Annotated in this window: 14 protein-coding genes; 8 read left to right on the top strand and 6 right to left on the bottom strand. The window is 54.1% G+C overall.

Annotated features, from left to right (window positions below; genetic code table 11):
• Positions 1–7 precede the first annotated feature (7 nt).
• On the bottom strand, positions 8–739 hold the full coding sequence (gene gspC, locus G0034_RS07190; RefSeq protein WP_014883170.1) for a type II secretion system protein GspC: 732 nt from the start codon (positions 737–739) through the stop codon (positions 8–10).
• 300 nt (positions 740–1039) lie between these two features.
• Between gspC and G0034_RS07185 the strand changes: the two genes are divergently transcribed.
• Both G0034_RS07185 and G0034_RS07180 read left to right on the top strand, forming a co-directional pair.
• Complete coding sequence (locus G0034_RS07185) at positions 1040–2605, top strand: ExeA family protein (protein WP_179120663.1); 1566 nt, start codon at positions 1040–1042, stop codon at positions 2603–2605.
• Entirely contained in the window at positions 2605–3243 is a 639-nt protein-coding gene (locus tag G0034_RS07180) for a type II secretion system protein GspB, cryptic system variant (RefSeq protein ID WP_045268550.1), read from the top strand. Before G0034_RS07185 ends, G0034_RS07180 begins: the two co-directional genes overlap by 1 nt.
• Here the strand turns inward: G0034_RS07180 and G0034_RS07175 are convergent, their stop codons facing one another.
• The 3 genes from G0034_RS07175 to G0034_RS07165 all read right to left on the bottom strand — a co-directional run bounded on the left by G0034_RS07175 (position 3244) and on the right by G0034_RS07165 (position 5288).
• Positions 3244–3867 (bottom strand): helix-turn-helix domain-containing protein, encoded by a 624-nt coding sequence (locus G0034_RS07175; protein ID WP_014883167.1) that lies wholly within the window; start codon positions 3865–3867, stop codon positions 3244–3246.
• 270 nt (positions 3868–4137) lie between these two features.
• Positions 4138–4968, bottom strand: coding sequence for an N-acetylmuramoyl-L-alanine amidase (locus G0034_RS07170; RefSeq protein ID WP_014883166.1), 831 nt, complete (start codon positions 4966–4968; stop codon positions 4138–4140).
• A complete protein-coding gene (locus G0034_RS07165; RefSeq protein WP_023332507.1) occupies positions 4965–5288 on the bottom strand; it encodes a heavy metal-binding domain-containing protein in 324 nt (107 codons plus the stop codon). Before G0034_RS07165 ends, G0034_RS07170 begins: the two co-directional genes overlap by 4 nt.
• 97 nt (positions 5289–5385) lie before the next feature.
• Between G0034_RS07165 and G0034_RS07160 the strand changes: the two genes are divergently transcribed.
• The 6 genes from G0034_RS07160 (at position 5386) to artJ (ending at position 9928) form a co-directional block, all read left to right on the top strand.
• On the top strand, positions 5386–5904 hold the full coding sequence (locus G0034_RS07160) for a lipoprotein (RefSeq protein WP_014883164.1): 519 nt from the start codon (positions 5386–5388) through the stop codon (positions 5902–5904).
• Between the two features lie 226 nt (positions 5905–6130).
• Positions 6131–6859 carry an arginine ABC transporter ATP-binding protein ArtP gene (artP, locus tag G0034_RS07155; RefSeq protein ID WP_014883163.1) on the top strand — a complete coding sequence of 243 codons (729 nt, stop codon included), beginning with the start codon at positions 6131–6133 and terminating at the stop codon, positions 6857–6859.
• A 19-nt stretch (positions 6860–6878) separates the two neighbouring features.
• Positions 6879–7610 carry an arginine ABC transporter substrate-binding protein ArtI gene (gene artI / locus G0034_RS07150; protein WP_008500032.1) on the top strand — a complete coding sequence of 244 codons (732 nt, stop codon included), beginning with the start codon at positions 6879–6881 and terminating at the stop codon, positions 7608–7610.
• Positions 7611–7616: 6 nt separating this feature from the next.
• Positions 7617–8333: an arginine ABC transporter permease ArtQ gene (artQ, locus tag G0034_RS07145; protein WP_014883162.1), complete on the top strand. Its 717-nt coding sequence runs from the start codon at positions 7617–7619 to the stop codon at positions 8331–8333.
• Positions 8333–9001, top strand: coding sequence for an arginine ABC transporter permease ArtM (artM, locus tag G0034_RS07140; protein ID WP_014883161.1), 669 nt, complete (start codon positions 8333–8335; stop codon positions 8999–9001). The genes artQ and artM overlap by 1 nt, the downstream gene beginning before the upstream one ends.
• A 195-nt stretch (positions 9002–9196) precedes the next feature.
• Complete coding sequence (artJ, locus tag G0034_RS07135; protein WP_045134891.1) at positions 9197–9928, top strand: arginine ABC transporter substrate-binding protein ArtJ; 732 nt, start codon at positions 9197–9199, stop codon at positions 9926–9928.
• Between the two features lie 87 nt (positions 9929–10015).
• On the opposite strand, the gene G0034_RS07130 is transcribed toward artJ, so the two are convergent.
• Together G0034_RS07130 and G0034_RS07125 are read right to left on the bottom strand one after the other, a co-directional pair.
• Positions 10016–11485 (bottom strand): sensor histidine kinase, encoded by a 1470-nt coding sequence (locus tag G0034_RS07130; protein ID WP_045281115.1) that lies wholly within the window; start codon positions 11483–11485, stop codon positions 10016–10018.
• Positions 11469–12176, bottom strand: a complete 708-nt coding sequence (locus tag G0034_RS07125) for a response regulator transcription factor (protein ID WP_023332505.1) — start codon at positions 12174–12176, stop codon at positions 11469–11471. The genes G0034_RS07130 and G0034_RS07125 overlap by 17 nt, the downstream gene beginning before the upstream one ends.
• Positions 12177–12239: the final 63 nt, after the last annotated feature.

Genomic DNA, 12239 nt, shown 5'->3' with positions numbered 1-12239 from the left:
ACACTTGTTAATTGTTTAGAACATTAATCCGAATATTTTCAAGGTGAGCGTGACGTCTGACGACGACCTCCGCTTCTTTCATTTTCGACCAGTTGGCAATAATATTTTTTGCCTTTGCTTCATCGGTCATATCGACAGAGTTTACTTTTACCGCCACATCCCCCTTTTCCAGTCCTGAATGACTGAAGAAGGCGGAGGCGTTCCTTGGATTAATGTTGTAGCCTTCCAGCTGGCCTTTTTCGATCAGAGGTTTTAACACCAGATAATCATCCAGATGCACGCTTTCCGCGCCTGCATCCTTCGTCGATTTCGTCACCGGGCCGCTGTCAACGCCGCCCTTAAAATAATCCGGCTTATTTAATGCGAGTACCTGCGTAGCACCTTCATAATTAACCACCACATTATCTTTATTAATTTCCTGAACAAACGCGTCGGTAAAACCGGTCAACGGCTCGCCCTCGCGGTAGCTTCTCGCCCCTCCGGGGGTTTTAATGACGGCGAAGGAGAGCCAGGCATCATCACTGCGCACGATACCTTCGATCTCCGCTGCCAGCGGCGCTTTTGCCGCTATCTCGACGTTATCCTGGCGAACAGCAGCCGTGAAAAGCGTGAAGGATTTTTCTTCGCGACGTTTTTTCAGCGGCTGCACATCAGAATTAGCCAACTTATTTGTAACTTTTTTATAATCTTTAAACGTCAGATACCCTTGTTGGCCGCAAAATAGCAACAGCGCAAACATAATACAGGGGGTTATCCACCGTGACAGAAATGAGAACCTCATTTTTCATCTGGCCTATAGCAAAGCGAAAATAAGCAGCGTCGTGCTGCGCTAACATGTGAGGAAATAGTAATGAGCTGCTGTAAATTCGACCACTGACTTTGCCACTAACTTTCATACAGAAAACTATTGACCGTATAAAATCCAGATGTTAGGCGTCGTCCAGTGGATATTTTTACCCTGTGTGTAAATTGACCACACCCTGACGTTGCTTTACTTTCTCGTCCTGTTGCTATTCCCAATCAGAGACGGTAAGTCGTTATGTATCAGAAGCACTTTAATTTTAAAAATCCGCCCTTTCGGAAGATCGTCCGCTCAAACGGCGATTTTCTGGTGCCTTATCATCAGGATGTTTTCAACCTGCTGAAGGAGAAAACCCAACAGGCGGGAATTATCGGGCTCTTTTCCGACGATGCCCCTCTGCTGGGGCAGTTCAGTGACGCCCTCAAATCTACCCACCCCGACGTGCTTGCTATTAATGCGTTTCCAAAACTGAGTGCCAGTAGCCTGCTGTACAAGCTCAGCCCGGGAACCACAGAGAACAAGAACCGGATTCAGGCGGTGGATGCCGTACTGCACCAGTGGCAGGCGGAAAAAAACCGGGCGAAGGTACTGATCGTTAGCCATTGCGAGGCGATGAAAGAGAGCTGTCACGAGGTGCTGGCGATGCTACTCACCCGTGCCCAGGAGCTGGCGTTTCGCCTGTCGGTGGTGCTGACGGGCGCGGCGGATCGGGACGTTGTTCTGATGCAGCAATCTGAACTGCGTGAATATGCGCATACTCGCCACTCTTTGCGTCCCCTTACCTGCCGGGAATATCTCAGCTATGTACAGGCGCAGTGTGAAGAACACGGGTGCGAGAACGCACCGTTATCCCCGGCACGCGTGCGTAAAATGCATGCGCTGACCAAGGGGAATATCAGCAAACTGAATGAACTGTCGCATCTGTCGATGCTGGCTGCCTGGACCGAACGTGCAGCCCAGGTCAGCCCGCGTCATTTACGGCTGGCGGCAGGGGAGATCCTCCCGGCGAAAAAACACGGTAAGCGCCTGGCAACCGTGGGGCTTTTTGCCTCAGTGCTGTTCGCCGCCTGCGGCTGGTATTTAACGTCGTCGATCGCCGGAAAACTTCCGGTTCAACTCCCGGTACCCGTCAGCTGGAAACAGCAGGCGCCAAAAGTTGAAGCACCGGTGGTGCCGGTCATCGACAACGAAATGGTTAATCAGCCGGATGCCATGCACCAGCTCTACCTGATGTGGGGGTATGACGCCTCGGCGGATGATGCCCTGTGCCAGAACGCCGCGAAGGTGAACCTGATGTGTAAACAGGGGAATGCCTCACCCGATGCGCTGGCCCAGGAGGGGTATCCGTGGGTGAGCGAGCTGAAAACCGGCGATCATCTTAACTATGCCGTGGTCGCCCGCGTCGGAGATACGTCACTCGACCTGCTGATGAATAACCGTACCTGGCAGGTAAGTCGCCGCTGGTTTAACCAGCATGCGACCGGCAACTTTACCCAGTTGCATCGCCTGACGCCGGAAGGTAAAGACGCTATCAGTGCCGCCAGCGACACGAAAGACATGGGCTGGCTTGACCAGCAGTTGAGCCTGGCGCTTGGCCAGCCAGAAACCCATTCGCAGACCTGGACGGCGGAGATGATGAAACGCACCCGCGAATTCCAGCAAAAAATGCATCTGCATGTGGATGGCATTCCTGGCGAAGATACGTTGATGCAGTTGATGCGTGAAACCCATACCGCGCCGAGCGTACTGCTCCAGACCACGCATGCCACACCCGACGCCAACACGCAGGAGAAGCATTCCTAATGTCTACCATCTGTCTTGCGGCTCAGCGCAGTTACACCACCGGCGAGGCGGTCTGGTTTTCATACCGCCTCCCCCGTCTGAGAAACATCGTTAGCCATGCCTTTTTAGGGATGGTGGCTCTGTGCGCCATGATCATGGCAGGGCTGTACGCGCATGTTTACTGGAACCTGCGCCATCCGGCGCCGGAACCGGTCAAAGCAAGCGCCGCGAAACCGGAAACGCAGCTTTCAGATATGCACTATGTGTATGTGAGCAAGCCGTTCCCGCATCCCCATCCGCATCCGCAGCCAAAACCGGCTCCGGTGCAGGCGGATGTTCCTGCCATGCAGGATCTGCCCATCAACAGCGATGATGCCGACTGGCAGCAGGCACCTGATGGTGACGTGCCCCATGATACTTCCCGGGATACGTTACCCGGAACCGAAGCACACGAAGCCGCCTCCGCCAGCACAGGCAGTGATGACGCTTCTATAAGCGAGTTACTTAAGCAGGCGTTAAAAGAACAAGAGCAAGATTATTCGCAAGGCAAAATTCCCGCGCCGCCGGTTGACGAAACGCAGGATAATTCGCAGAGGGATGTGAATCATAAAGTGGATGCCCGGTCCCCTTTGAGTGAGAAAGGAGACCGGCTGGAGTAGTTAATATTTTTCAGGCAAGGCTGTCAGGTTAAGGAGTCTTCCCTTTTCCACAACAATATATTGACCTTTTTTCAGATCGGAAAGAATTTTAATGATGGTGCTACGAGCCAGGTTGGTGTACTCCTGAATATAATCATAAACGTTAATATCGCGTTGCTGATGAACAATCAGGTCATTGATCTCGTATAAAAACTCACGTACGACTGAATAGGCACTGCGGGCAACCAGAACATCGTCACGTTTGCTCAACATACAAATATACCAGGAGAGAACTTTGGTCAGTTGAGGCCATAAATTGTTATCCGTCATGAGCTGTGCGAAGGTCTCTTTTTTAATTGAGCGCACCACGGTATTGGCCCGAACGAGGCCGTACATATGGGTCGCGTCGTAGTACATCGAAGAGAGACCAAAAATGCACTGGCCGGTAACCGTGAACATACACAGTTCGTCGGATTCACGTCGGAATTCAACTTCGCCGCTGACGATAATATGAATATATTGTGAATCAGAGGTGGATATTTTCTGCCATTTCTTTAAGGTTTTCTCTTCAAAACCTGAGGTTGCAGAAATAATACTATTCATTTCGTCCTGTGGACGTAACTTTTTACCGTAAATACTTAACATTGTTATACCCGATTTAAGATGTTAATTTTTAGTATGCAGACCAAAGCAAAAAAAACCTTGGCCTTAGAATATTTTTCCTGATGATACGCTCAAGGAGAAAAATAAAAGATGAATGAGATATATTTATTTGCTGCATTAATTAGCAAGCTATGTGTCTATCTTAAATGCGGATAATTTTAAGTCAATTAACTAAAAATGAATTGAGTTTGTACCTAAGATTAATCTCAAGTAAATCAGGAGTAATTGGCGCTTTCGGGGGTATCCGAAGGATTACCCCTGCCCGTATTTCTCTAAAAGCGCTTCAGCAATGGCCATCGTTTCGACATCTGCGACGCCGTTCCACAGGTCAGGCCTGAAGTGCATCTGGAATACCATGATGATACGTTTTTGCTGCGCTGGGGTGCTGTTGGCCGGTACGTCATAGCCGTAGCGCGCAAGCAAATCGAGTAACGCTGCGGTATCCACCGCCTGAAAGCGTGGTCGTCCGTTGATATAAAATGCGACGCGCGCGGGATCGGGCCATGCGCCTATCCCCTGCTGAGCCAGCTGTCGCCACGGGAACAACGGACCGGGATCGTCTTTGCGCTGCGGCGCAATGTCCGAATGGGCCACCACGTTCTCAGGTCTGATGTTGTAGCGGGCAATGATGTCTTTGGCGAGTGGCACCAGCGCCGCAATCTGCGCGGGTTCGAAAGGTGTAAAATGCTTTACGCCAGCAGACTTTTGCCAGCCACGATTTTCAAGTTCAATGCCCACAGACGTATCATTAATTCGGTTGGTACCGCGCCAGAAGCTGATACCTGCATGCCAGGCCAGTTCGCTCTCGGGTACCAGTTGCCAGATACGCGGCTTGCCGTCCGGTGCTGGCGGCTTTGCGGGGATCAAATAATGAGAGCTGACGTTTTTATCGGTTAGGGTCGCCAGCGACGTGTCAAAATCATCGGCGGTGTAGTGGATCACCAGCACCTTTATTCGCGGGTAGGCCGCCTGCGCCTGATGGCGGGTATCCAGCGCGTACGCGCCTTTATCAACAATGCCCTTTTCCGATGTACATCCTGCCAGCAACAGCGCCAGCAGGAGAGTGGAGAGCGAACGCTTCATCGCCGGGTTTTCACCGCCGTTCCACTGACGCTCACCATCAGCATGCTGGCATCTTTCCCGACCGTTTCGTAGTCGATATCAATGCCGACTACCGCATCCGCACCCAGCGCCTTGGCCTGCTCGCCCAGCTCCTTAAAGGCAATTTCTCGCGCTTTACGCAGCTCTTTTTCGTAGGCACCGGATCGTCCACCCACGATGTCACGGATGCCAGCAAAAAAGTCGCGGAAGATATTGGCACCGAGAATTGCTTCCCCGGTCACCACGCCGCAATACTCGGTTATTGTTTGCCCTTCCAGGGTTGGCGTTGTTGAAAACTGCATAGTTTCTCTCCTTCTTTAGCGTTCAATGCCTTAGGCACAGCATTATCGGTTCGTTACGCTATGATTGAAAGGATAGTTAATAAATAAGGAAATCAACATGCGCTACTCTGCTTTAACACTTTTGGTGCCCTGCGCGCTGGTGCTCAGTGCCTGTACCACCACGGTCACGCCAGCCTTTAAGGATATTGGTACCCGCAGCGGCCCCTGCATTGACGGCGGCCCGGACACCGTGGCGCAGCAGTTCTATGATTACCGCATTCAGCACCGCAGCAACGATCTCACCGGCCTGCGCCCTTACCTGAGCGACGGTCTGGCAAAACTGCTCAACGACGCCACCCGAGATCCGCAGCATAATACCCTGCTTAAATCCGATCCGTTCTCCAGCCGTACCACGCTGCCGGACAGTGCGGAAGTGGCCAGCGCTTCTACCATTCCCAACACCGATGCGCGAAACATTCCGCTGCGCGTCAAGCTGACCCAGGGGACCCAGTCCTGGCAGGATGAGGTACTGATGATCCGTGAAGGTCAGTGCTGGGCTGTCGACGACGTACGCTACATTGGCGGCAGCGTTCATGCCCCGGCAGGCACGCTGCGCCAGTCGATTGAGAACCGCTAAATCATCAGTTATAAAAATGTTACCCCCGTAAAATGTCCGGCATTTCTCGCGGAATGCCGACATTTATACTCGCCGCCTTTGCCCTTCGCTATTTTGTGCTATGTTTAAGAGGAAATACGGGTTATATTTAACTTTTAACGCAGAAATATTGCATAACTATTCTGTCAACGGTACTATCTGCGGCCTCAATTGCTATAGATTGCCTGGATGAGTAAAGACTGCCCCGATGAGTATTAAACTAAACGGCATTAACTGCTTCTACGGCGCACACCAGGCGCTGTTTGACATCACGCTGAACTGCCCGGAAGGCGAAACGCTGGTTTTGCTTGGCCCAAGCGGTGCAGGTAAAAGCTCCCTTCTGCGTGTCCTTAATCTGCTTGAAATGCCCCGTTCAGGTACGCTGGCGATTGCCGGTAACCATTTTGATTTCGCGAAAACGCCGTCTGATAAAGCGATTCGCGAGCTGCGTCAAAACGTCGGCATGGTCTTCCAGCAATATAATCTCTGGCCGCATCTGACGGTGCTGCAAAACCTGATTGAAGCCCCGTGCCGCGTGCTGGGGTTAAGTAAGGATCAGGCCATCGGCCGTGCCGAAAAGCTGCTGGAGCGTCTGCGCCTTAAGCCTTACAGTGACCGTTATCCGCTGCATCTTTCGGGTGGTCAGCAGCAGCGTGTGGCGATTGCCCGTGCGTTGATGATGGAACCGGCGGTTTTGCTGTTTGATGAACCGACCGCGGCGCTGGACCCGGAAATCACCGCTCAGATCGTCAGCATTATTCGTGAGCTGGCGGAAACCAATATCACGCAAGTCATCGTTACCCACGAAGTGGAAGTGGCGCGTAAAACCGCCAGCCGTGTGGTCTACATGGAAAACGGGTATATCGTTGAGCAAGGTGATGCGAGCTGCTTCGCTAACCCGCAAACCGATGCCTTCAAAAACTATTTATCTCATTGATTGTGTCAGGGGAAATATAATGAAAAAAGTATTACTTGCCGTGCTGCTTGCTGGCGTTACCCTTTCCGCTACCGCAGCCCAGACCATTCGTTTTGCCACGGAAGCGTCTTACCCTCCGTTTGAGTCCATTGATGCAAACAATAAAATTGTTGGCTTTGACGTAGACCTGGCAAACGCCCTGTGCAAAGAGATCGATGCGACCTGCACTTTCAGCAACCAGGCGTTTGACAGCCTGATCCCAAGCCTGAAGTTCCGCCGTATCGATGCCGTCATGGCCGGTATGGACATCACCCCTGAGCGTGAAAAGCAGGTGCTGTTTACGACCCCTTACTACGACAACTCGGCGCTGTTCATTGGTCAGAAAGGGAAATTCACCTCTGTTGATCAGCTGAAAGGCAAAAAAGTGGGCGTGCAGAACGGCACCACGCACCAGAAATTCATCATGGATAAGCATCCGGAAATCACCACCGTTCCGTATGACAGCTACCAGAACGCGAAGCTGGATCTGCAAAATGGTCGTATTGACGGCGTCTTTGGCGACACCGCGGTCGTGACCGAGTGGCTGAAAGCGAACGATAAACTGGCGCCAGTAGGCGACAAAGTGACCGATAAGGACTACTTCGGTACCGGTCTGGGGATTGCCGTTCGTCAGGGCAACACTGAGCTGCAGCAGAAGTTCAACGCTGCGCTGGAAAAAGTGAAGAAAGACGGCACCTACGAAACCATCTACAAAAAATGGTTCCAGAAGTAATTCCTGATGAATGAAATTTTTCCTTTAGCAAGCGCCGCCGGGATGACCGTCGGCCTTGCCGTTTGCGCACTGATTATCGGCCTGGTGCTGGCGATGTTCTTTGCGGTGTGGGAGTCCGCGAAATGGTTCCCCGTCGCCTGGACAGGCTCCGCGCTGGTCACTGTGCTGCGTGGACTACCGGAAATTCTGGTGGTCCTGTTTATCTATTTCGGCTCCTCGCAGCTGCTGCTTACGCTGTCGGATGGCTTCACTGTCAATCTTGGCTTTGCGCAGATCCCGGTGCAGATGCAGATTGAAAACTTCGACGTCAGCCCGTTCCTGTGCGGTGTGATTGCCCTCTCCCTGCTCTACTCGGCGTACGCGTCGCAAACCCTGCGCGGTGCGCTGAAAGCCGTGCCGCAGGGGCAGTGGGAGTCGGGTCAGGCGTTGGGTATGTCGAAATCAGCGATCTTCTTCCGTCTGGTCATGCCGCAGATGTGGCGCCATGCCCTGCCGGGCCTTGGTAACCAGTGGCTGGTGCTGCTGAAAGATACCGCGCTGGTGAGCCTGATCAGCGTTAACGATTTGATGCTGCAAACCAAAAGCATCGCCACCCGTACTCAGGAGCCCTTTACCTGGTACATTGTGGCGGCGGCGATCTACCTGGTGATCACGTTGCTCAGTCAGTACATCCTCAAGCGTATTGACCTGCGGGCGACGCGCTTTGAACGGAGACCAGGCTGATGCTTGAATATTTCCCGGAGCTCATGAAAGGGCTGCATACCAGCCTGACGCTGACCGTGGCGTCCATTATCGTGGCGCTGATCCTGGCGCTCATCTTCACCATCGTCCTTACGCTGAAAACGCCGGTACTGGTATGGATTGTGCGCGGCTACATCACCCTGTTTACCGGTACGCCGCTGCTGGTGCAGATCTTCCTGATTTACTACGGCCCGGGACAGTTCCCGTCGCTGCAGGAATATCCGGTTATCTGGCATCTGCTCTCTGAGCCGTGGCTGTGCGCCCTGATCGCCCTTTCCCTGAACAGCGCGGCCTATACCACCCAGCTGTTCTACGGCGCGATTCGTGCCATCCCGGAAGGGCAATGGCAGTCCTGTGGGGCGCTCGGCATGAGCAAGAAAGACACGCTGGCGATCCTGCTGCCGTACGCCTTTAAGCGTGCGCTCTCCTCTTACTCCAACGAAGTGGTGCTGGTGTTCAAGAGTACCTCTCTGGCCTATACCATCACCCTGATGGAAGTGATGGGCCACGGACAGCTGCTGTATGGACGCACCTATGACGTGATGGTCTTCGGCGCGGCGGGCGTGGTGTATCTGGTCGTGAACGGCCTGTTAACGCTGATGATGCGCCTGATTGAGCGTAAAGCTTTAGCGTTTGAGCGCAGATCGTAGGCCAGGTAAGCGCAGCGCCACCCGGCAAGAAGTGCATAAATGTGATTAATCAATGCGGATAACTTTCTGGTTATCCGCTTTTTTGTGCCATAAAAACAATATTTAATCATTTTTATTGCATATAAATTCATTAACTGGCATTGTACATCCAGGCCGCAGACACGGCGCATCAATAAGACAGACGGGAGCATTACCATGAAAAAGTTAGTTCTGGCCGCATTACTGGCAACGTTCGCCGCAGGCGCATCCGCAGCGGATAAAATCAATTTTGGCGTGTCCGCCACCTATCCGCCGTTTGAATCGCTGGATGCCAGCAACCAGATCGTCGGTTTCGATATCGACCTGGCGAAAGCGCTGTGCAAACAGATGCAGGCCGACTGCACCTTTACCAACCACGCCTTTGACAGCCTGATCCCATCGCTGAAGTTCAAAAAATACGATGCGGTAATCTCCGGAATGGACATCACCCCAGAGCGCAGCAAGCAGGTAGCGTTCACCGACCCGTACTACGCCAACTCGGCGGTAGTGATTGCGAAGAAAGGGGCGTATAAGTCCTTCGACGAGCTGAAAGGCAAACGCATCGGGATGGAAAACGGCACCACGCACCAGAAATACCTGCAGGACAAACATCCTGAAGTGAAAACCGTGGCCTATGACAGCTATCAGAATGCGATTATCGACCTGAAAAATGGCCGTATTGATGGCGTCTTCGGCGATACCGCCGTGGTCAACGAGTGGCTGAAAACCAACCCGCAGCTGGGCACGGCGACCGAGAAAGTGACCGATCCACAGTACTTCGGTACCGGCCTCGGCATCGCGGTACGTCCGGATAACAAAGCCTTGCTTGCAAAACTGAACGGCGCGCTGAAAGCGATTAAAGCTGACGGTACGTACCAGAAAATCCGCGAGCAGTGGTTCCCGCAGTAAGGTGTTTTGCCGGGTGACGGCTTCGCCTTACCCGGCCTACGAGGGGGGTTTTGTAGGCCGGATAAGCACAGCGCCACCCGGCAATTCTCACAACGGCACAAAGAACCTGAATCGTGCCCCACTCACCGACTCCATCAGCCGTATTCCACCGCCGTGCAGCTCCAGCATCCGTTTGACGATTAACAGCCCTAACCCGCCGCGGTTCTCCCGCGAGGCCTGAGTGTTCAACGCCGAAGGCCGCTGGAACAGATCGTCGCGCAGCGACGCATCCACGCCCGTACCGCTGTCAGCCACTTCGACCTGAAGCTGTTCATTCTCCTGCCAGACCGCCAGACGAATTTCCCCGCCGGTCGGCGTATGACGCATTGCGTTATCCAGCAAATTGGTCACCACGCGCTCGATCATTGATACATCGGCATTGACCAGCGGCAACGGCCCAGGCACGTCAATATGCAGATTGACCTCTCGCGTGCGGGCAGTGAGCTCAAACTTCTGCGCCACGTCGGAAATCAGCTCCGCCATCGCGAAACGCTCGCGCTGCGGTTTAATGCCGCCATGTTCAAGACGCGCCAGCTCAAACAACTGCTGGGAAAGATGGCGTACCTTTTGCCCCTGACGCAGGGCGGTGGCGAGATATTGCTGGTGCTCCTGAGGCGTCAGCGTGGTGGATTTCAGCGATAGCGTTTCCAGATAACCCAGCAGAGAGGTCAGCGGCGTGCGGAGATCGTGCGAAATATTGGCGATAAACTCCCGGCGCTGGCGATCGCTGTCGGCCAGCTGATCCCACTGGCGGGTGATTTTGCGCGCCAGCTCGATAAAACTGTTGCGCAGGCGTGCCACTTCGTCATTGGCCGCGACGTCCGGCGGCTCTGCTGCCAGCAGCCTGATTGCGCTAATGCTGTCCTGCTCAAGCCCGGTGACCTCTTCCGTCAGGCGTTTAACCGGACGCGTCACCCAGTACCAGACCAGTAATCCCGCCAGCAGGCCGAACAGTGCAACCCACAGCAATGACCAGAGCACCGTGCTCCACAGCGCCTTATGCCAGGCCATGTCCGCCAGCGCATTCGACTCCTCGCCCTGCAAAATAATGTACAGGTAGCCCTTAAGCTCGCCGTCCTGACGCAGCGGCGTGGCGCTGAAGACTTTTTTGTTCTGGCTGCGCGGATCGTCGCCGAGTACCGGGATGGCGGTGCCGCTCAGGAAGGTCTGAACCGGTGCCAGATCGATTTTTTGCCGCTGAATATGGCCCGGCGGGGCGGCATCGGCCAGGATGTCGCCGTCGGGTGAGACAACATAGAGCTCCACGCTCGGATTAAAGGTCATCAGACGGTCAAAGAGCGGTTTCAGCGAACTGCGGTCAACCCTGCCCTGCGCGTCGAGAATCGGTTCCCGCTGGACGATCTGCTGCGCCAGTCCGCCCGACAACCGTTGAACCATGGCGTTGCCGTATTGCGTACTGGTGTAGAGCTGTACCGCGCAGGCGACGGTGGCGCAGAGCATCATCAGCAGAATGAACAGCAGCGTCAGGCGCTGGCTGAGGCTAAAGCGACGCATCAGGCGTTGGCTCCGCAAATTTGTATCCCTTACCCCAGACGGTGCGAACGATTTCCGGCTCGGCAGCGTCCTTCTCAATCTTGATGCGCAGGCGGTTGATATGGGTGTTGACGGTATGCTCATAGCCTTCGTGCTGATAACCCCAGACCTGCTCCAGCAGCGCCAGACGGGAAAACACTTCGCCAGGGTGGCGGGCAAAGAAGTAAAGCAGTTCGAATTCGCGCGGGGTGAGATCCACCACCTGTCCGTGGAGCAGGACGCTGCGCGCCAGCGGATCGATCGTCAAACCGTGCGCCTGAATTTGCCCGTCCGTTTGTGCCTGCCCCATCGCCTGCTGACGGCGGAACAGCGCTTTAATGCGGGCAATCAGCTCCTGCACCGAAAACGGCTTAGCCAGATAGTCATCGGCACCGGTTTCCAGCCCGGTAATGCGGTCGGTTTCGCTGCTGCGGGCGCTGATGATGATGACCGGCAGGTAGCGCGTCATCTGACGGATGCGTCGGCAAATCTCCAGCCCGTCAACGTTCGGGAGCATCAGGTCGAGGATCACCGCATCCCACGGCTGTTTTTCCAGGCGCTGCAGGGCGTTGCCCCCGTCGGGCTCGTGGGTGATGGCGTAGCCTTCGTCTTCTAAATTGAGTCGCAGAAGCGCCGCGATATCGTGGTCGTCTTCCACCAGCAGGATGTGCTTCATGGGTCAGCCTTCAATCATTTCTTATGACGTAAGCTTACCTGATTTCGAGCGGGGGAAGAGTTC

The sequence above is a fragment of the Enterobacter sp. T2 genome (genome assembly GCF_010692925.1).
Lineage (GTDB): Bacteria > Pseudomonadota > Gammaproteobacteria > Enterobacterales > Enterobacteriaceae > Enterobacter > Enterobacter kobei.
Note: the sequence above shows the minus strand (reverse complement) of the source record. Positions and strands in the feature narration are given on the sequence as shown.